Consider the following 18,627-nt stretch of genomic DNA (forward strand, 5'->3'; position numbering starts at 1 on the left):
TGAGGCAGTTCAGAGGTATCGCAACGCGCTGTGACAGGATGAAATCAACCTTCCTCGCAGTCGTGCAACTCGTCGCCGCAATTCTCGGACTTAACTGACGATACGCCCTAGTCATCTGTCTTGCCGTAACCGTCATGTTCTGGCTATAAATCTTAATATTGGGGGCATGTCTCTTTTTATTATTTATAATAACTAAAATTAAATAAATTTACTACTTTATAAAGTCAATACACGTATAATTTTTTGAATTATATATTACTCTATATTATTAAAAGATCAGGTATCGAAAGTGCAAACCGGCCACCCCAGCTACGAATATATGATAATTGAGACATTATTTCATCTTTTAAATTCCAAGGTAAAATAATAACTACATCGGGCTTTTCGTGTCGGATTACTTCAGGTGACATGACTGGGATCCTTGAGCCTGGGAGAAGCATTCCTTGCTTATGAGGATTTATATCGGTTGTGAAAGAAATAAATTCTGGTCCAATTCCACAAAAATTGAGTAACGTATTGCCTTTGGCAGGAGCGCCATAAGCGATAATTTTCTTATTTAGCCTTCTTTCATTAATTAAAAATTCAACAAAATCTTCTTTGATTTTTATCACTCTCTCTGAGAAAGATTTATATGTCTCAATATTATATAATCCGGCTGAATATTCTTGGTTCAGAATGTTTTGTATCGCTCCTGTTTGTTGATGATTTTTATTTTTTTCGTGAGTAACATATACTCGTAGCGAACCACCATGTGTGGATAATTGATCAACATCAAACACTCTTAGGTTATGTATGCGAAGAGCTTCGATTACAGTTTTCAAAGAAAAATACGAAAAATGCTCATGATAAATTGTATCAAATTGTGCTTCCGTTAATAATTTCATAAGATGAGGAAATTCAAATGTAATAACTCCATCATCCTTCAAAAGAATACGAAATCCTTCAAGAAAATTGTGAAGATCTGGAACGTGAGCAAGAACATTGTTAGCGACCATCAGATCCGCTTTAACACCGTTGTTTCTCAGGCGCATAGCTGTTTCTTTATCGAAAAATGCAACCTCTGTATTGATTCCCTTAGATATAGCTACTTCTGCAACTGTGGATGCTGGCTCAATCCCAAGAACTTTTATACATTTTTTTTGTGCATATTGAAGAAGATAGCCATCGTTACTTGCTATTTCAACAATTAAAGATGAGGAATTAAGATTAAAGCACCGAACCATATCTTCGATATAACTCTCAGCGTGCCTCAGCCACGATGTAGAGTATGACGAATAATATAGATAATCTTCAAATATTTGTTGAGGTGTCTCAAATTGCTCCAGTTGAACAAGCCAGCAATGATCGCAAATCATTGCATGTAATGGATAAAATGGCTCCATTTTATTTTTATTTTTTATACTGATAAACGCATTAGCTAATGGCGAGACACCAAGATCCACAACAGTTGTATTCAGATTGGCAGCACAAAGACGACAAACGGATGAACTTCCCGATTTAGCCAATGTAACACTACTGTCAGTCGCATAGAAATTATCCATATTCGTCTCCGAATTTTATATTAACTGCACTTTAGCAAGGAAGTAGATTATTATTTCAAAAAATCATGCGTATAAAATGGAAGTTCACGGTCCCTGTTAGAAATACATGTTGGGGGTAGTGGCCATTTTATACTTAGAATTGGATCATCATAACGAATGCCAGCGGCATTTATTGGGTCGTATTGAGTTGAAATAGAATAGTACACTTCAGTATTAGGCTGAAGAGTCTGGAATCCATGGAGACATCCTTTCGGGATATAAAGAATCTGATCGTCCTGTTCATGAAGTATATTTATTTCCTTGGCGAGATAGGTAGACGACCAAGGTCGTACGTCACATACCACATCGTGCAGGCCCCCCTTTATGCATTGAACTAATTTTACTTCAGATGAAGGCGAGTGCTGGAGATGCATACCACGTATTATACCTTCTCTGTTGCTTCTAGAACTACTAATTTGTATGAATTTACTCTCAAGTCCATTTATTCGAAATAAATCTTCGCAAAATATTCTTCCAAATGAGCCGCGTTCATCACTTTCTCGTTTTATTTTGATTTTCCACATATCTAATATAGAAGTTTTTTCAAATATCATTGAATATTTCCATTGTTTAGTTTATGGTATTATTGCATAGTACTTTTATAGGTAAATTTATAAATTGCAAATGCCTAAACGCAATTATATGATAACTATAATTATCAAATCTATAGAATATCAAACTCAATTTTATCGTCTTGGTGTTCACGACGAGAATACTGATTTATACGAATAGATAATATCATGAGTCGCGATCGGGTAGCCCTTATTATGGTGAACTGGTTTATCTCTGCATTCAGTATATGGCATAGTTTTTTTTGTAAAAAAAATAATTGTTGTATTTTACACACCATGATCACGCGAATGTGTAAGGCAGGAGAGTCGAGTCTCGTGTGATATAAGGACTACGTCTATTTGGGTAAAAAATAAAATTCGACATTTTTCAAGCGTTTGCAAAAAAATCTGATCTAAATATCTGAAAACTAGTTCGCAGGAAAAATATAATAATCAGAAAATATGTTGCGAATTAATTCCATTAAATGACATCTGGGAAAGAAAACAACATGCATATCCTTATTATTGGAAATATGGGTTATGTTGGTTCAGTCGTTAGTCGTTATATGCGGAATAGATTTCCGGATGCTCATTTGTCGGGTTTCGATAGTGCATTATTTGCGCATTGTCTGGTCAGTAGTGACCCGGTTCCCGAAGTGGTTCTTAATGAGCAATTATTTGGGGACGTGCGTGAATTGACTCTTTCGACTTTTCACGGTGTAGACGCTGTTATTTATCTGGCCGCGATTTCAAATGATCCGATGGGTCAACAGTTTGCTAACGTAACTGACGAAGTAAATAACAAGTGCTGTGTTAAAGCTGCACACTTATCTGAAAAAGCGGGCGTAACACATTTTGTTCTGGCATCCAGTTGTAGTGTATATGGCGCTGCGTCAGAGGTGCCACGCACGGAGCAGGACGATGTCAGTCCCCTTACTGCATATGCAAAATCTAAGATCGCAGCAGAGAAAAAACTAGCTGAAATGCAGTCAGACAGAATGATGATATCCTGCCTTCGCTTTGCTACGGCTTGTGGTTTCTCTGGACGTCTTAGGCTTGATCTCGTCCTTAACGACTTTGTGTCTGCTGCCCTGCGGACAGGTAAAGTCTCGGTGTTGAGCGATGGCTCTCCATGCCGCCCTTTAATCGACGTGAAAGATATGGCCCGCATTATGGAATGGGCGATAACGAGATCTGGGGCGGGTTTTTTAATTGTTAATTCTGGCGTCGATAGTGGTAATTATACAGTAAAAGAGTTAGCGTTTGCCGTGGCAGATGCCATACCTGGAACGCAGATTGATATTAATTATGGTGCGTTACCAGACAAGAGATCTTATAAAGTTGATTTTTCGCTTCTCGCACAATTAGCTCCCAATTATCTTCCCAGAATATCGTTATCATCGACAATCGAAGATCTTATAGCTGGAATAAGTAATTCAGGCCTTTTGCGATCTGACGCAGGGTGGAGTGATCTCGTCAGACTTCAAGTTCTGGCTAATTTTATTGATGCTGGAATAATTGATAAGGAGTTAAGATGGATTATACGGTAGAAAAAAGAGACGTGTTCTCATAACTCTGATTTATATATTATTTATTTCTAACTTAGGATTTAGACATGAAAGCAGTTATTCTTTCGGGTGGTTACGGTACTCGTCTTATGGAGGAAACAGAAGCCCGTCCGAAGCCTATGGTGGAGATTGGAGGGAGGCCCATACTTTGGCATATTATGAAGATATATTCCGTATATGGCGTAAATGAATTTGTTGTTCCGCTTGGTTATAAAGCTGACATGATAAAGCGGTATTTTATTGAATATTATTCGAATTTATCAGATATAGAAGTGGATGTTGAAAACAATTCCGTAAAAACTCTCAAAAAAAGTGCTGAGCCGTGGAAAATTACTCTTGTAGATACGGGTCTTGAGACCATGACAGGAGGACGTCTGTTGCGTCTGAAAGATTATCTGCGTGATGAAGATTTTTGTTTGACATATGGGGACGGTGTTACCGATCTGAATATTAAGGACACTATTCAATTTCATAAATCTCACGGCAAAATAAGTACGGTAACAGCGGTAAGCCCTCTGGCCCGCTTTGGATCGCTGAATATTAATGATGGTCAGGTTGTTGAATTTCATGAAAAACCTGAGGGGAAGGGTCTCGTGAATGGCGGGTTTTTTGTGCTTTCTCCAGGTGTTTTTGATTATCTGGAAGATGATACGACTATCTTTGAACGTAGACCCCTTGAAAGACTAGCTGATAATAAGCAATTAATGGCGATTACCCATGAAGGGTTCTGGTATTCGATGGATACACTTCGAGATAAGCGTTATTTAGATCATTTGTGGAGTTCAAATAAAGCCCCTTGGAAGATATGGTAATTATAGTATCATAAATTAATTATAATATTATCATTTTCTAACCAAAGGATATTATCTTTTTTTGGCGCGAGTAATGCTGAATAGTATAGATGAATACTGCGTGTATGACCATATCCATCTGACGTCAGCGATGAAGAGTAATGCCGCTGTTCCGTATCCTCACGCATCAGCAGAAGATACGGAACAGCGGCACAACGATTTTAAGAAAGCCGTTCAGCGGTTTTCGGTATATGAGCCGTTACGGGATTGCATGGCGTGCGATGCCCGACAATTTGCTACCGTATCTGCGGTTTATCGGCAATCCCGTCGCTGGATGGAAACCGGTTGTTTCGAGGCACTGGTTCACGATCTGCGGGCTGTGCTGCGAATTGCAGCTGGAAAGCGGCGCCAGATCCGAGTATGACGGTGCAAAAAAAAAGAATGGCTCGAAGCTGCGATATGGCGGCCCACGCCCAAGGACATCTGGCTCTGCACGTCACCTCGGCCAGCGGGGATGACCGAGGGTAAGAAGCCGGTTCATTGACTGAGGCCATTCAGCAGGCGACAGACGAGAACGTCAGGCTGGTCAGGCTGATCAGGGCTACACCGGATCAAAAGTAGGGCAGGATTATAATAGCCAGAAAATTTCTGCAGTTATAACGGACCATGGAAAACTCCACTGAGATCGTCAAAGGTCGTAAAAAGCTTCCTGCTGCTTCCTTGACCAGAGATTGCAGGCGATCTTTCGTATGAACAACTTGCTTTCGAAGGCTCGTCCGAGATTATGAACGGCTTTTAGCAATGCTTCACGAACTACAATCTCGTTGCATTCGTATGTTTCACGCTTAAGACCGTAGTAGCCTTCTCACTCCATAATACTCGTCAAAAGCGTAACGACTTCACTCCACTCAGGTGCCGCCTGTGCAGCTCCTGTTCGGGTCGTTGCGAGTGCACCGCATGCAGCGCCTACGCGTGTCGCTTCGGCAAGAGGTCGACCTTGTGCCAGACCGATGGCGAGACCCGCGTTGAAACAGTCGCCGGCGGCGACCGTATCGCACGGCGTTACCGGGAATGGGGGTATGAATCCGCCTGTGGTTTCGTCCTGCCACCACACTCCCTTTGCTCCCATTTTCACGACTGCTGCTCTGACGCCGCGACGAAGCAACGAAGCTGCTGCGTGGGCCGCCAATTCCGGAGTTTCCGGATTTATCCCTGTCAGAATGAGAGTCTCACTTTCATTGGGCGTAATCACGTCAATCAATGGCCAGAGTTCCACAGGGAGTCCGTTTGCAGGTGCGGGCGCCGGATCAAGAATAACTGAAACGCCAGAACGCGCAGCGCGTCTGGCTGCTGAAAGAACAGCATTTATTGGAACTTCCAGTTGCAGCAGAAGGACGTTGGCTTCAGAAAACAGCACATCAGCGCGGGTAATATCTGTATCATCGATAGCCATGTTGGCCCCTCCGATGACAGTAATGCTGTTTTCCCCCGATTTTTGATCCACGATGATGAGGGCCAGACCGGTAGGATGGTCCGGGTCGTTCAGCAACGCCTTCAATTCAACACCAAATGCGAGCAGTTCTGTCCGTGCCTGAATTCCAAATGCGTCGAGACCTACGCGCCCGACCAAAGCCGTCCGAATCGGTAAGGAACGACTCAACCGGGCCGCAGCCGCAGCCTGATTGCTCCCTTTACCACCCAGACCGAGAACGTAGCTTTCCGCATGTATTGTTTCTCCGGGCGAGGGGAGGCGAAGCGCTCGTGCCGCTACGTCAATATTTATGCTGCCAAAAGAAAGTACGAGGGGAAACGCATCCGACATATCGGCCATCCTGTTCATTAAGGTGGTTGGCCTCATAACAGTAAATGCGGATGTTCAGAACTGCGCCGTCAGGCCGCCAAGGAGTCGCCTTTGTATTCTGAGTCCCGATGTCTCACGGAGTTCGGGATCCGCGAGCTGATCACCGCTGAGAGACAATATAAACCGTTTATCGAAGTGCCATGCAATGCGAGCATTCAAAGTTACAAACCCATGAATTTTCACGTTATTAAGTGTGAGACGCGAAAAGTCAGCAATGATATCCTGATAATGTGATTGCCAGCGTACATGGGAACTCAGTTCGAATTTACCGAGATTGTAAGAAAAACCACCGATAACGGAGTTAACAGGTGTCTGGCGCTGAAAATTAATCAGGGAACTTTTATTCAGATCACGTACGGCAGTCATTGCATAGGATAAATCCCATTTCAGACCAGCCAATACCGAACCATTCAGCCTGGCTTCACCACCGGCGACATCGACGCGACCGTAATTTTCGGGCTGTGTAGTAAGCGTTGCCGGTGGAGAGTAATTGAAGTTCGGTGAAAAAGGTGTTCCCAGCATATTACTGGTTCGCTGTGCAAATAGCGCCAGAGAGAAATATGCACCAACAGGCCGGATATTTCGTGAATAATTAAGCCCAATATTGATGGTCGTTGACGGCATAATCGATGCATTATTTAAAATCGTAGCAGCTCCGAAGCTCATGGTCGGAGCGAAATCGAACAATGCCGGCAACTGAATTCCTCGTGCGACATTTAGTCCAAATACGCCTGCTGCCCCGGCATCATAACGGATACGGCTGTTGAAACTTGGTTCTATATATTGGTGGGAAGCAGATATCTCCCCATATGCCGGTAATGGATTTCGCATGGACGGAACATAGAACGCGTCGAGACGGACAGCGTTTGTCAGCGTTAAATCAGGAAGAATCCTGTAATCCCACACAACTGAGCCTGCTGCCAGCATGTCGTACTCGCTTGCCAGCTGCATTCCGGCTTCACGCGCGCTAAGCGTAGTATAACGATATTCAGCAGCAAGCCGGAGATCGTTCTGACTATTAAGCGAAATTGTGTCAGACAGCTGAGTATCAGTTGTGTCAAGACTGTAATCAAAATCTATAGGCAATGTCATCCCGAGTGCAGACACCGTATCATAAGCGCCGCTGGTATAAGAATTCTGATATGCCTTAAATTCGATAAGACCTGCCGATGTATCGGCATTGATCTTTCCCTCCAGACTCTTTGAAAGAGGATTTGTAACGGCGTAAGTCCCGAGGTCGGCCCAGAATGGCGTTCTCTCCTGTCCGATGGTTCCTGAAAGCTGCCAGTCGATCGGTGAAGTGATTTGTCCACGCAGATCAAGAGAGGCATTCAGCGTATGTGTTTTCAGTATAGTACCGCGCGACCGGGCATCACGGTATTCATCCGCCTGAAAACCGTTTAACGAAAGTTTCGCCGCTAGCTGACTGGAGAATTTATGTGAGGCGACCAGTTCGCCGCCAAAATTTCCCAGACTGCCACCATTGAGATGAATATAGCTTTTGTTTTCGTGAAGGACGTCGCGCGTCACGATATTGATCACACCGCCCGATGCATTGAAACCGTAAACGGCTGAATTCGGGCCACGAACAACCTCGATCTGACGGATATCGCGAAGGGACACAGGCAGCAGGCCCCAATCTGTAAAATTGTAACCATCCAGATAGACCTGCCGGCCGTCGACAAGAACCAGCGTTCGTGAGCCGCCCGCTGCATCATTACCTCTGATCGAAACGTTTGCACCCAGTGTCGAATAACTGCGCACGTTAATGCCGGCGACCATTCGGAGTACATCGGGCACCGATTGTGCGCCGGAACTTACAATCTGATCGTGGGTGATAATCTGCATGTCTGTCGGAAGATCACTGGCTCTCTGCGGTTTTCCGGTTGCGGAAGATGTGACCGGTTCGCCGAAAAGCGTCTCAAATGCGTTGTAATCCAGAGTTTGGGCGTGCGCATTTCCTGCGTTCAGGGCCATCAGGCATAGGGTAGAGAAGATAAGCTGATTTCGAAAAGGCAGGATGGCCGGTCGTCGCGTTACGTGCGTTAAAAGATGCCTGAGATCAGACATGGCCACTCATTACTGTGTTTTTTTGTCGCGTTATCCGGCCCATGAAGCCATGCTAAAGGCAGGATGCTTTCTTGCGGGTTAACTTTACCCGCGGATGGAGACAGATGCTCTCCAGAGCATTGTATTTTCCTGTGATTGTGGAAAAGATGCATGCATCTTCTGCATGGCATGTTATTATTCAACGCTGGAGGAAGCGGATGAGCGATAACATGACAGGACCTGAAGCCACCGGTAACGCTTCGGTTAATGACCATTCTGCCTCGTCTGAGAGTGGGGCAGGACATGCCGAAGGGATCTCAGTGCAGGAAAATATATCTGCTGCATCGCCCCATCAGGACACTCATGCAGATCCTGTTATTCCGGTAGCTCCGAACCCCGTCGCGAGACTAGGCACATCGACAGAGCTTTCTTCAGATGCCGGTCATATGGACCGTGCCTCTGTAAAAGAACTGGCGCAAATGCTTGGTGCTATGATGTTTGTTGCATTGCTGACGGCGGTTGGCTGGCACGCAGCGCATTATTCCGGGGCATGGCCTTACTGAATTGCTGACGTCACTGGTGACGCAGAGTGACAACAAGAACATCACGATAAGCCGGACGGGACGGATCGACTGGCTGGATTGGAGTCACGCCGTGAAAAACCCGATTATCATCGACGAATGCAGCGTCCAGAGGTGCTGAAAGCGTAAAACTGCCTGACTCACGCCCCGTCAGGTCATGAATAGTCGTGTCGCCACTCACGACATTCTCACGCCGGATCATCATTACCAGAACCCAGTCAACCCCATCCCGATGCAGTCCCTCCGGTGTAGGCCGGCCTTCATGCGCCTCCTGCGCCTCAATCCGGAACTGATGCACCTCGGCATGCCATACATCCGGCCGTGACTGTAATGGTGTAAGATCTGTCGCCAGTCGCCGTATCAGAGCAAGAGCCGCATGCATCACCGGATGCGCACCGATTTCCCGTTCGACAGGTTCGAACCATCGTTCGACGCCTCCATTCAGCGCATTGTAATCCCGGCTCTGATAATGTGGCTGGTGACGTTTTCGAATGATTGCGTCCTGTGTCAGTGAAAAAGTGGCATAACGCCGCCGTCGATAACGACCACCGTCAGCCATATAACGATCAACGCCAAGGCGCTGCCAGCTCGCTGCAAAACCAGCCCAGTCCGACATTCCGAATGCTTCAAGCAGCGGCTTCATCTCGCCTGAAATGATGCGGGCAAAATGCACTGCACGTGTCTCGTCCTCGATCATCTCAAGAACAGCCGCTGCCGGAAACCGGGCCTCGTTATTTTCTATCATGACCATCTCCGGGTGCTTCGCTGGTTACCTTGCCATCATTTGCTTTATTGTCAGCCTGCACCGTGCCCGTCTGCGTCGCTGTGGTCCGGTCTGCAGCAGGCTTGTCCTCGTTTGCAGGGGTACTGCCTGGAAGCGCAGACATTTCCCCCGTGATGTTCAGCGCCGTGCCAGGTGCGGACGCTGTGTATGAGGTCGGGGTAAAGAACAGAACACCTGCTTTTGCCATAGGATGCGCGATGCGCTTGTAGAATTCGCGCTGAACCTTCCACTTCATCATGGCGGCGGTCCTTATCGAGCCAATAATAACGGCACCGTTGCCATCCGTGTTATCCACGCCGAGATCATTGTAGCCGGAATAAATGATACCTCTGAACGTCTCTTCCTTCCGCATCTGATCCACAACATCCGACATGATCTTCACGACACGTGATACATCCTCGGACAGATCCACTGTCTGTCGGATAATGATCTGATTGAAATCCCGGCCCGTGTTCGCAATCGATGTCACGGACGAAAACGGAATGATGTGCAGGTCACCGTTGATCGCACGGACCCGCACCGTCCGGATCGACAGATGCTCCACAAACCCGGCCACGCCTCCGGTCGTTACCCAGTCACCAACCTGAATCGCATCCTCGACCAGCATGAAGAACCCTGTGATGAAATCTTTCACCAGGCTCTGTGAACCGAAGGCCAGCGCCGCGCCCATAATGCCCGCACCGGTCAGCAGCGGTGTGACGTTGATTCCGATCTGCGATAGGGACGTTACCGTTACGATGACAATGATTGCTGCCCGCAGCACGGTACGGATGATTGGCAGAACCGTCTTCAGCCGGGTGGCCCGTGTCTCTTGGGCCGTCTGAGCGTAGCGCTCAAGCTGACGATTCAGCATCGCATTGACAACCTCCCAGATCGCCGCTGCAATCGTCAACGCGATCACGACCGTCACTGCGGCGCCCAGCAGTCTGGATCCAAGACGGTTTGAGAAGAAGAACTGTACGCTGCTGATGCCCCACGCTTCCGTCAGCGCAAGGAAGCTGACGAAGGTAATGAAAATAGTCAGAGCACCGCGTACAAAAGGGTAATAAACATCTGCCCGTTTCTGCAGATCGGGCCGGCGCTTCACCTCCTCAGGATTGAGACGAAACAGCCGGTCCTGAGCTCCATAGGCCAGTACGGCCAGCAGACGCGAGGCAGCAATAATAACGATGGTCATCGCTGTGGTGCGCAGAATCCAGTCGTACCCTCCGCGCAGATGCACCGCCCATACCACCCAGAGCGCCGCGTCGAGGAACAGTGCCGGAACCCACCAGACACGCGCAAGTGCAAGCATGAAAGACCAGAACGCGCTCTTGGACGCTTTCCGTTTCGGTTCAATTGTACGGGCGACAACTGGGCGAAGACGCCAGATAAAGATCGCAATCAGAATATGCTCGACAAGCACGACTGCCCGGATCATTGCTTCCGTGCCACGATCGGACAGGTCGAATTCTCCGCCGAGAACAGAAAGACAGACAACAATCGACGGGCCGGCGACCAGAATGTTCCACCAGCGGGTCAGCATCCATGCGGTCGAATCGCCTGCTGGCATCAGACGGATGGCCGGAGAACGCGGCGCAATGGCGGTTTCCAGAAAAATAAACAGCGCACGCGCCGCCGCATAGGCGAGAGCCAGTGTTTCCGTCACCGTCGCTGACTCGGTTGTGTTCGTGGCAACCGCCGAACCCGCAAATGCGATGCCGAGAAACGCACCGACAGGCAGCAGCTTGAGTCCCAGATGCATCAGCGCATAAGGAACACGCGCGAGAAACCGAAGGGTTTCAATCTGGCGCCGCTGGTCGTCGGCTCGCGTTTCAAGAGTCTGCACTTCTTCCTGTGGCGCTCCGGACGCCGCAGCGGCCTGCGCAACCTGATCATCGGAAACAGCTTCGTCGGTGTCAGGCTCGACCTTCCCGTTCTGCACCGGTTCACTGGCCCCGATCCGTTCCTCACGGGCTATCGCACGGTCCGTCACTCGCCGAAGAGGCTTCTGAATCATCAGAGCCGTTCCCCATTCGGTCAGCAGCGCCACACCGACTATCATGAAAGCTCGTGTGAAAGCCCCGATCAGGACACCGCGCGTCTGGGGATTATTGATCTCATTCTGGAACCACGTCCCGACTGTTTTCAGATCTTTGAAAAGAGCGAGGAAATTCTCAAGATACCCGGCTATCTCAGTTTTTATGGATGAAAATCCGGACGACAGATCGTTGTGCAAAACCACTGCATTCGGTGCAGTTGTGCCCTTCTTCGTGATACCGGTCTGCGGTCCCGGTGCCGTCGCCTGTATTCCGCGTGTCATGAGCGACAGATCATGCGTAAATGCGTCACGCTGTTTAGGGTCGTTCAGGACGTTGAGAAGTTCCTGCGCTTCCTTTGGTGAAAGCGCCTGAGCCCCTGTGGTTTGCGGCGATACAATGGGGTCCGCTTGCGCGGCCTTCGCTCCGTAAGGGAGCAGAAACAGGAGAATGGCCAGCACAAACCCGGAACCCCGTAACCATTCGAAGGAACGCCTTACGGACAGCCCTGCGTCGTTCCGGGCCGACGGTTTCAGAGATGTCCTGGTTCCTGTCATTGTATTCCGCTCCGATCTGCATTTGTCGCGACAGAAGAGGGCTTCTGCCGCGACAAAAAATATTGAGTCAAAAGTGTCTGTTTTTGTTTGACATTGAAAGTCCCGGGCTTTCAGGAAGTCCCGGAGCGGACGTGAGCAGCCGGCCTGTCAGATCTGACCGCCGAACCGGACAATCCGTTGCCGCCGTAACACCAGAGTGCCCGCTACCATGTCATGCAGTCCCTGCTTGCGTGCTGTGAAGGCCACCATGATCACGCCGACGCACAGAAATGGGAAAGAAACGAAGATTTTAACAAGGTTACGCGCCAGCGAACGAAGGAGCGAGATGCGCTGGCCATTCAGATCGCATACCTGCAGCCCCAGAACCCATTTGCCCGGTGTTCCACGCATGGCCGATGCTTCAAATGCAACCGCCCAGGCCAGCGTCAGAAGGAAAAAGACCGGATTATTGCCGGAGGTGTCTATGTGCGTGTGCGGGAAAGGGACAGAATAAAAGTAATCCGTCGTACGGTAAGCGACTTCATAGGACGGCGTATCCCCGGGAACTTCGATCGTATCAAACCGTAATGTGGGAACAGCCAGCAGACGAAGAAAATATCCCGCCATGCTCAGAATAAACCAGTCGAGCAGCGCCGCCGCTGTCCGGATCCAGAATCCGGCATAGCCAAAAGCGCTTTGTTCTCCTCCGGTCCAGTCATCCGCCGGTCCGGCCGTCTTCGTGGACCACGCATTCTGACCCCAGCCCGGAGGAAGGGAGTTCGACATCAGATATTATCCTTTCGGCAAAACGTGGTCGCGCTGTCCTTAGCTATCAGCTCCGATAAGAGCCATTGATATCGATATAGCCGTGAGTCAGGTCGCAACTCCACATGGTTGCCGTCCCGTTACCAAGCCCCAGATCGACCACGATGTCGATCTCGCGCCCTTTCATATGCGCTACTACCGGAGTTTCATCGTAACCTTCGACAACTGTACCGTCCCGCGCAATGATCACGCCCCCAATCGCGATCGACAGCCGGTCGCGATCTGCCGGTTCGCCACTCTTGCCGACAGCCATCACCACACGACCCCAGTTCGCGTCCTCACCGGCAACTGCTGTCTTTACCAGCGGTGAATTGGCAATCGCCTTAGCAACTTCGCGTGCTGAAGCATTGGACACGGCGCTGTTCACCGTGATTTTGATCTGCTTGGTAGCACCTTCGCCATCCCTCACCACCATCAGCGCCAGATCGAGCAGCAGCCCGTTCAGTGCATCGCGGAATGCCGCCAGTGCCGGATCATCTGCGCTGCTGATGATCCGGTTGCCCGCATATCCCGTTGCAAACAGCAGAACCATGTCGGAGGTCGATGTATCGGAGTCCACCGTGATCGAATTGAAACTGCCTGTTATGCCTCTGGCCAGAAGCGTCTGGAGAACAGGTGCGGGAAGTGATGCATCCGTCGCGACAAAGCCCAGCATCGTTGCCATGTCCGGGGCGATCATACCACTACCCTTGGCAATACCCTGAATCGTCACAGACACACCCTCAATTTCGACCTTGCGTAAGGCTGCCTTCGGGAAGGTATCCGTCGTCATGATTCCGCGGGCAGCGTCCTCCCACCCGGTCTCAGAGAGACCAGCGTGCAATTCCGGCAGCGCCTTCGTAATGCGGTCTGCCGGCAATATCTCTCCAATGACACCTGTTGACGCAAGAAACACTTCCTGCGGAGAGCAGCCCGCAAGTCCGGCTTCAGCGATGGCGGTGATACGGCATGTCTCAACTCCGGCCTGACCGGTAAACACATTCGCATTGCCCGCGTTGACGACCAGTGCCCGCGCCGAACCGCCTGTCAGCGCCTTCCTCGACCAGTCAACCGGCGCGCCCGGACACTTTGATTGCGTGAACACGCCTGCGACAGTGGTGCCTTCTATGAACTCAGCGACAACAAGGTCTGTCCGGCCGTGATAGCGAATACCAGCGGCCACGGCACCGAGCCGAACACCCGGCACCACACCGAGCGCCGGAAGAGAAGAGGCGAGGGGAGAAACAGGCAGCGATTTTGCCATTTGTGAAAACCTTGTGCGTCAGGCCGATGCAGATTTGAGGACCACAGAAGTCTGTTGAATGGTCTCAGATACAGGAAAAGGGACGCCAGAACGACGCCCCTTTTCCTGTATCTGCATGAGAAAGCTGCTCCTGCCAGCCGCGGGAACAGATTCGACAGAGATTTATTTTTTAGGTGCAGCGGTCGGCGTTCCGGCGATCGCAGGCTGAGCGTTATCGGGAACGGGTTTTCCATCAGGCCCATAGCGTACGATCTTTACCTGAGACGCAGCTTTTTCGACCGCAGACCTTACATCCTGCTGTATCAGCTGCTGTCGGATTTTGTCCTTAACCTCATCTTCCTTTGGAATCGGAGCGGTCCTCGTGTCGAGAACCTGGATGACATGATATCCGAACTGGCTCTTAACCGGAGTTTCGCTGAACGTATTCGGTTTCATCGCAAAAGCAGCATCCGAGAAGACCGGAACCATGTCGCCCTTTTTAAACCAGCCAAGATCACCGCCGTTATTCTTCGCGCTTCCCTTGTCAATCGACAGCTTCTCGGCAAGTGGGCCGAATGCCTCACCAGCTTTTAGCTTTTTGATCACATCCTGGGCCTCCGCCTCGGTTTTCACGAGGATATGGCGTGCATGGACTTCTTTCTCAGGTGCTTTATTCGCGTAATTTTTTAAATAAAAATCATGAATAGCCGCATCAGTGAGCTGAGGAGTGACCTGCCGGGAAAGCCAGGCCGTCTGTAATGCGTTATTTGCGGCAACATCCATCGCGGCTTTGACTTCAGGATCGGCCTGGAGATTAGCCTTGCGCGCCACGATCTGGATCGCTTTCTGATCTACCGCCTGATTGACCAGCATCGGGAAAATTACATTTGGTGGTAACTGGCGAAGCTGCGGTGGCATATTCGCCGCCGACTGACGAATGTCGCCAAGCGTAATTTTATTGCCATCCACCGTCGCTACCACAAGGTTCGGATCAGCAGGCGCTTCCGCCGGTGGTGGCGTCGGGCTGCCTGCGGGAGCAGGCGCCGCAGTTGCGGCTGCGGGCGCAGCAGACGCGCTGGGGGAAGACAGGAGAGTCGAGGTAAGCAGGGCCGCCATAGCGATAATGGAAGCCGGGCTGGTAAACCGCATGAGAGATAAACCCTGTGTTTCTGAGCGGCGCGCATCATGGCCGACACGACTGGCACCCGCAAGGGCGCGGGGTGAGCAATTCACGCTCCTGCAATATGATGGGATAATATGGTCAGGGTCGGTATGGCGGGCAGCAGATAACAGCCGTTTTGTGGCTCATCGGTTGACCCGGAGCATTGCCGGCCTTATCTCAGTGCTCGCACGCGACCGGTTGTTTGTCGTGAGTCTCTGACCCCGACACGGTTCCTCCCTGTTCGGAGGTATGAACGGAGTCAGGCGCCGGTCAGGCAGCGTGCTGTTCCGGAAAGGTATTCATGCTCGCCTCGCTCGCCCGCGCCCTGTTCGGCACTTCCAATGACCGTTCACTTAAGGCTTTTCAGCGCCGCGTGCCCCAGATCAACGCGCTGGAGTCGTCCGTCGCCGCTCTGGATGATGCTGCTCTTGCTCACAAGACAATCGAATTCCGGGAACGTCTGGCGTCAGGTGAAACCCTGGACGCTCTGCTACCCGAAGCTTTCGCTGTCTGCCGGGAGGCGTCGAAGCGTGTTCTGGGTATGCGCCATTTCGATGTCCAGCTTATCGGCGGCATGGTCCTGCATGCAGGCAAGATTGCCGAGATGCGCACCGGCGAGGGCAAAACTCTCGTGGCGACTCTGGCCGTCTATCTTAACGCGCTGACCGGAAAAGGCGTCCACGTCGTCACCGTCAACGACTACCTTGCCCGTCGTGATGCCGAAGAGATGAGCAGACTTTATGGCTTTCTGGGGCTCACAACCGGCGTCATCGTGCCGAACCTCCCGGATGAGGCCCGTCGCGCTGCATACGCCGCCGATATTACTTACGGAACCAACAACGAATTCGGCTTCGACTACCTGCGCGACAATATGAAATACCGCCTGGACGAGATGGTCCAGCGGCCATTCAGCCACGCCATTGTTGATGAAGTTGACTCAATCCTTATTGATGAAGCCCGGACCCCGCTCATCATCTCCGGTCCGGCGGAAGGCGATACGGAGCTCTACAACAGCGTCGACGCCGTTGTGGCCGAACTGGTGAAGGACACAGCAGCTTACGACAAGGACGAGAAACTCCGTACTGTCATTCTCACGGAGGAAGGCTCCGATCGCGTCGAGGAACTGCTCCGTAATGCCGGGCTGCTCGAAAATGGTGGCCTCTACGACGTTCACAACGTTGCCGCTGTCCATCATGTTCAGCAGTCATTGCGCGCCCATACGCTTTTTTCCCGCGACGTGGATTACATCGTTCGGAACGGCAAAGTCGTTATCATCGATGAATTCACCGGTCGTATGATGGATGGCCGCCGCTATTCGGACGGCCTGCACCAGGCGCTCGAAGCCAAGGAACATGTCGAAGTCCAGCAGGAAAACCAGACGCTGGCCTCCATCACCTTCCAGAATTATTTCCGCCTTTATCCCAAGCTGTCCGGTATGACTGGCACTGCCATGACCGAAGCGGATGAATTCGCTGAAATTTACAAACTTGACGTCATTGAAATCCCGACAAATCTGCCGGTCGCCCGTAAGGACGAAGACGATGAAATCTATCTGAACGAAGAACAGAAGTTCACGGCCGTTGGGAACCTCGTCGAGGAAATCCATGAGACCGGTCAGCCGATCCTCGTTGGCACAACGTCCGTCGAAAAAAGTGAAGCCCTTTCGGCGACCCTGAAGGCACGCGGCATTCCGCACAATGTGCTGAATGCCCGCTTCCATGAAATGGAAGCCGCCATCGTCGCCCAGGCCGGTGCGCCAGGCGCCATTACTATTGCAACCAACATGGCCGGTCGTGGCACCGATATCAAACTCGGCGGTAATGTTGAGATGCGGATCCAGCAGGAACTGAACCACATCACCGATCCTGCTGAACGTGAAGCCGCTGAAGCGGCTATTCGTGGAGAAGTCGCCCGTAACCAGGAAATTGTTAAAGCTGCCGGCGGTTTATATGTTATAGGTACGGAACGTCACGAAAGCCGCCGCATTGACAATCAGCTCCGCGGTCGTGCAGGCCGTCAGGGTGATCCCGGTAACTCCCGCTTCTTCGTCTCGCTCCAGGACGATCTGATGCGTATCTTCGGTTCCGAAAGGATGACCGGAATGCTGCAGAAGATGGGCATGCAGGACGGCGAGGCCATCGTTCATCCCTGGCTGAACAAGGCTCTTGAGCGCGCTCAGAAAAAAGTCGAAGCCCGTAACTTCGATATGCGTAAGAATACGCTTAAATACGACGATGTCATGAATGATCAGCGCAAGGAGGTTTACGCCCAGCGCCGCGAATTCATGATGGAGGATGATGTCGCCGCAATCGTAAACGATATGCGGGAGGAACTGATCCTGTCGCTCGTTGATCAGCGCATTCCGGAAAAAGCATTTGCCGAACAGTGGCAGAGCGAGGAACTTGCTGATGACCTTCGTCGTATTCTGAATCTTGAACTTCCGGTCGCTGAATGGGCGAGGGAAGATGGAATGGACAGGGAGCAGGTTGCCGCCCGGGTTGAAGATGCTGCTGCGCAGGCACAGGCGGTTCGTACGGCCAATTTCGGGCCAGACCTTATGCGGTATCTTGAGAAGCAGATTCTGCTCACGACCTTTGATTCTGTGTGGAAAGAACACCTCCATGCCCTTGATCAGCTTCGTCAGGGTATCGGTCTGCGCGCCTACGGTCAGAAAGACCCGCTAAACGAATATAAACATGAAGCCTTTCAGCTCTTTAACGTGATGCTGAGTGAAATGCGTGAACGCGTCGTTTCGATGCTTAGCCGTGTTGAAGTTGCGCCACCGCTCGAATCCAATCCGTTTGAAGGTATCGGCGAGTTTCACCCCGATCCCGAAGTGCCTGGCCTTGCTTCAGAGCCGGCGCATTATGCGCAGATGCCTGTTTCTGTTTCATCCGAGCCGGTCAGTTCCGGTGCGATCCTGCCTGATGATCCGGAAACGTGGGGTGAGACGCCACGGAACGCTCCCTGTCCCTGCGGGTCGGGGAAAAAGTTCAAACATTGTCATGGCAGTCATGCCTGAGTGGGGCGGTTCGCCAACCGCTCCGGAAAGGAAAGCCCGGACAGACGGTAGCTGATAGTCCCAGGGAGAAAGCCGGG

13 protein-coding genes are annotated in these 18,627 nt (G+C 50.6%); 4 read left to right on the forward strand and 9 right to left on the reverse strand.

Going from position 1 to position 18,627, the window contains the following annotated elements:
- Nucleotides 1–260 precede the first annotated feature (260 nt).
- Together GOB93_RS18330 and GOB93_RS22305 are read right to left on the reverse strand one after the other, a co-directional pair.
- Nucleotides 261–1,541 carry a class I SAM-dependent methyltransferase gene (locus GOB93_RS18330; protein WP_173584887.1) on the reverse strand — a complete coding sequence of 427 codons (1,281 nt, stop codon included), beginning with the start codon at nucleotides 1,539–1,541 and terminating at the stop codon, nucleotides 261–263.
- Nucleotides 1,542–1,591: 50 nt separating this feature from the next.
- Nucleotides 1,592–2,134, reverse strand: a complete 543-nt coding sequence (locus tag GOB93_RS22305; RefSeq protein WP_173584888.1) for a dTDP-4-dehydrorhamnose 3,5-epimerase family protein — start codon at nucleotides 2,132–2,134, stop codon at nucleotides 1,592–1,594.
- A 506-nt stretch (nucleotides 2,135–2,640) separates the two neighbouring features.
- Here GOB93_RS22305 and GOB93_RS18340 point away from each other — a divergent pair.
- Both GOB93_RS18340 and rfbF read left to right on the forward strand, forming a co-directional pair.
- Nucleotides 2,641–3,681, forward strand: coding sequence for an NAD-dependent epimerase/dehydratase family protein (locus GOB93_RS18340; RefSeq protein WP_173584889.1), 1,041 nt, complete (start codon nucleotides 2,641–2,643; stop codon nucleotides 3,679–3,681).
- 65 nt (nucleotides 3,682–3,746) lie between these two features.
- Nucleotides 3,747–4,511 (forward strand): glucose-1-phosphate cytidylyltransferase, encoded by a 765-nt coding sequence (gene rfbF, locus GOB93_RS18345; RefSeq protein ID WP_173584890.1) that lies wholly within the window; start codon nucleotides 3,747–3,749, stop codon nucleotides 4,509–4,511.
- Nucleotides 4,512–5,355: 844 nt separating this feature from the next.
- Here rfbF and GOB93_RS18350 read toward each other — a convergent pair.
- On the reverse strand, nucleotides 5,356–6,312 hold the full coding sequence (locus tag GOB93_RS18350) for a ribokinase (RefSeq protein ID WP_173584891.1): 957 nt from the start codon (nucleotides 6,310–6,312) through the stop codon (nucleotides 5,356–5,358).
- Between the two features lie 54 nt (nucleotides 6,313–6,366).
- Nucleotides 6,367–8,421 carry a TonB-dependent receptor plug domain-containing protein gene (locus tag GOB93_RS18355; protein WP_173584892.1) on the reverse strand — a complete coding sequence of 685 codons (2,055 nt, stop codon included), beginning with the start codon at nucleotides 8,419–8,421 and terminating at the stop codon, nucleotides 6,367–6,369.
- A gap of 104 nt (nucleotides 8,422–8,525) precedes the next feature.
- On the opposite strand from GOB93_RS18355, the gene GOB93_RS18360 reads away from it, so the two are divergent.
- Entirely contained in the window at nucleotides 8,526–8,963 is a 438-nt protein-coding gene (locus tag GOB93_RS18360) for a hypothetical protein (RefSeq protein ID WP_173584886.1), read from the forward strand.
- Nucleotides 8,964–8,973: 10 nt separating this feature from the next.
- On the opposite strand, the gene GOB93_RS18365 is transcribed toward GOB93_RS18360, so the two are convergent.
- From GOB93_RS18365 to GOB93_RS18385, 5 genes are all read right to left on the reverse strand, one after another.
- The gene (locus GOB93_RS18365) at nucleotides 8,974–9,726 is read right to left on the reverse strand and encodes a 2OG-Fe dioxygenase family protein (RefSeq protein ID WP_198912726.1); all 753 of its coding nucleotides are present in this window, start codon (nucleotides 9,724–9,726) and stop codon (nucleotides 8,974–8,976) included.
- Entirely contained in the window at nucleotides 9,713–12,340 is a 2,628-nt protein-coding gene (locus GOB93_RS18370) for a mechanosensitive ion channel family protein (protein WP_173584893.1), read from the reverse strand. The genes GOB93_RS18365 and GOB93_RS18370 overlap by 14 nt, the downstream gene beginning before the upstream one ends.
- Before the next feature lie 147 nt (nucleotides 12,341–12,487).
- The gene (locus GOB93_RS18375) at nucleotides 12,488–13,105 is read right to left on the reverse strand and encodes an RDD family protein (RefSeq protein WP_173584894.1); all 618 of its coding nucleotides are present in this window, start codon (nucleotides 13,103–13,105) and stop codon (nucleotides 12,488–12,490) included.
- Nucleotides 13,106–13,151: 46 nt separating this feature from the next.
- On the reverse strand, nucleotides 13,152–14,387 hold the full coding sequence (gene argJ / locus GOB93_RS18380; RefSeq protein ID WP_173584895.1) for a bifunctional glutamate N-acetyltransferase/amino-acid acetyltransferase ArgJ: 1,236 nt from the start codon (nucleotides 14,385–14,387) through the stop codon (nucleotides 13,152–13,154).
- Between the two features lie 162 nt (nucleotides 14,388–14,549).
- Nucleotides 14,550–15,515, reverse strand: coding sequence for a peptidylprolyl isomerase (locus tag GOB93_RS18385; RefSeq protein ID WP_173584896.1), 966 nt, complete (start codon nucleotides 15,513–15,515; stop codon nucleotides 14,550–14,552).
- Nucleotides 15,516–15,829: 314 nt separating this feature from the next.
- On the opposite strand from GOB93_RS18385, the gene secA reads away from it, so the two are divergent.
- A complete protein-coding gene (gene secA, locus GOB93_RS18390) occupies nucleotides 15,830–18,550 on the forward strand; it encodes a preprotein translocase subunit SecA (protein ID WP_173584897.1) in 2,721 nt (906 codons plus the stop codon).
- Nucleotides 18,551–18,627: the final 77 nt, after the last annotated feature.

Source organism: Acetobacter musti (genome assembly GCF_011516835.1).
Classification (GTDB): domain Bacteria; phylum Pseudomonadota; class Alphaproteobacteria; order Acetobacterales; family Acetobacteraceae; genus Acetobacter; species Acetobacter musti.

Bases quoted from the DNA above. Each gene is read 5' to 3' on its own strand.
- GOB93_RS18330 (WP_173584887.1), bottom strand. From the start codon at position 1,541: ATGGATAATTTCTATGCGACTGACAGTAGTGTTACATTGGCTAAATCG.
- GOB93_RS22305 (WP_173584888.1), bottom strand. From the start codon at position 2,134: ATGATATTTGAAAAAACTTCTATATTAGATATGTGGAAAATCAAAATA.
- GOB93_RS18340 (WP_173584889.1), top strand. From the start codon at position 2,641: ATGCATATCCTTATTATTGGAAATATGGGTTATGTTGGTTCAGTCGTT.
- rfbF (WP_173584890.1), top strand. From the start codon at position 3,747: ATGAAAGCAGTTATTCTTTCGGGTGGTTACGGTACTCGTCTTATGGAG.
- GOB93_RS18350 (WP_173584891.1), bottom strand. From the start codon at position 6,312: ATGTCGGATGCGTTTCCCCTCGTACTTTCTTTTGGCAGCATAAATATT.
- GOB93_RS18355 (WP_173584892.1), bottom strand. From the start codon at position 8,421: ATGTCTGATCTCAGGCATCTTTTAACGCACGTAACGCGACGACCGGCC.
- GOB93_RS18360 (WP_173584886.1), top strand. From the start codon at position 8,526: ATGCTCTCCAGAGCATTGTATTTTCCTGTGATTGTGGAAAAGATGCAT.
- GOB93_RS18365 (WP_198912726.1), bottom strand. From the start codon at position 9,726: ATGATAGAAAATAACGAGGCCCGGTTTCCGGCAGCGGCTGTTCTTGAG.
- GOB93_RS18370 (WP_173584893.1), bottom strand. From the start codon at position 12,340: ATGACAGGAACCAGGACATCTCTGAAACCGTCGGCCCGGAACGACGCA.
- GOB93_RS18375 (WP_173584894.1), bottom strand. From the start codon at position 13,105: ATGTCGAACTCCCTTCCTCCGGGCTGGGGTCAGAATGCGTGGTCCACG.
- argJ (WP_173584895.1), bottom strand. From the start codon at position 14,387: ATGGCAAAATCGCTGCCTGTTTCTCCCCTCGCCTCTTCTCTTCCGGCG.
- GOB93_RS18385 (WP_173584896.1), bottom strand. From the start codon at position 15,515: ATGCGGTTTACCAGCCCGGCTTCCATTATCGCTATGGCGGCCCTGCTT.
- secA (WP_173584897.1), top strand. From the start codon at position 15,830: ATGCTCGCCTCGCTCGCCCGCGCCCTGTTCGGCACTTCCAATGACCGT.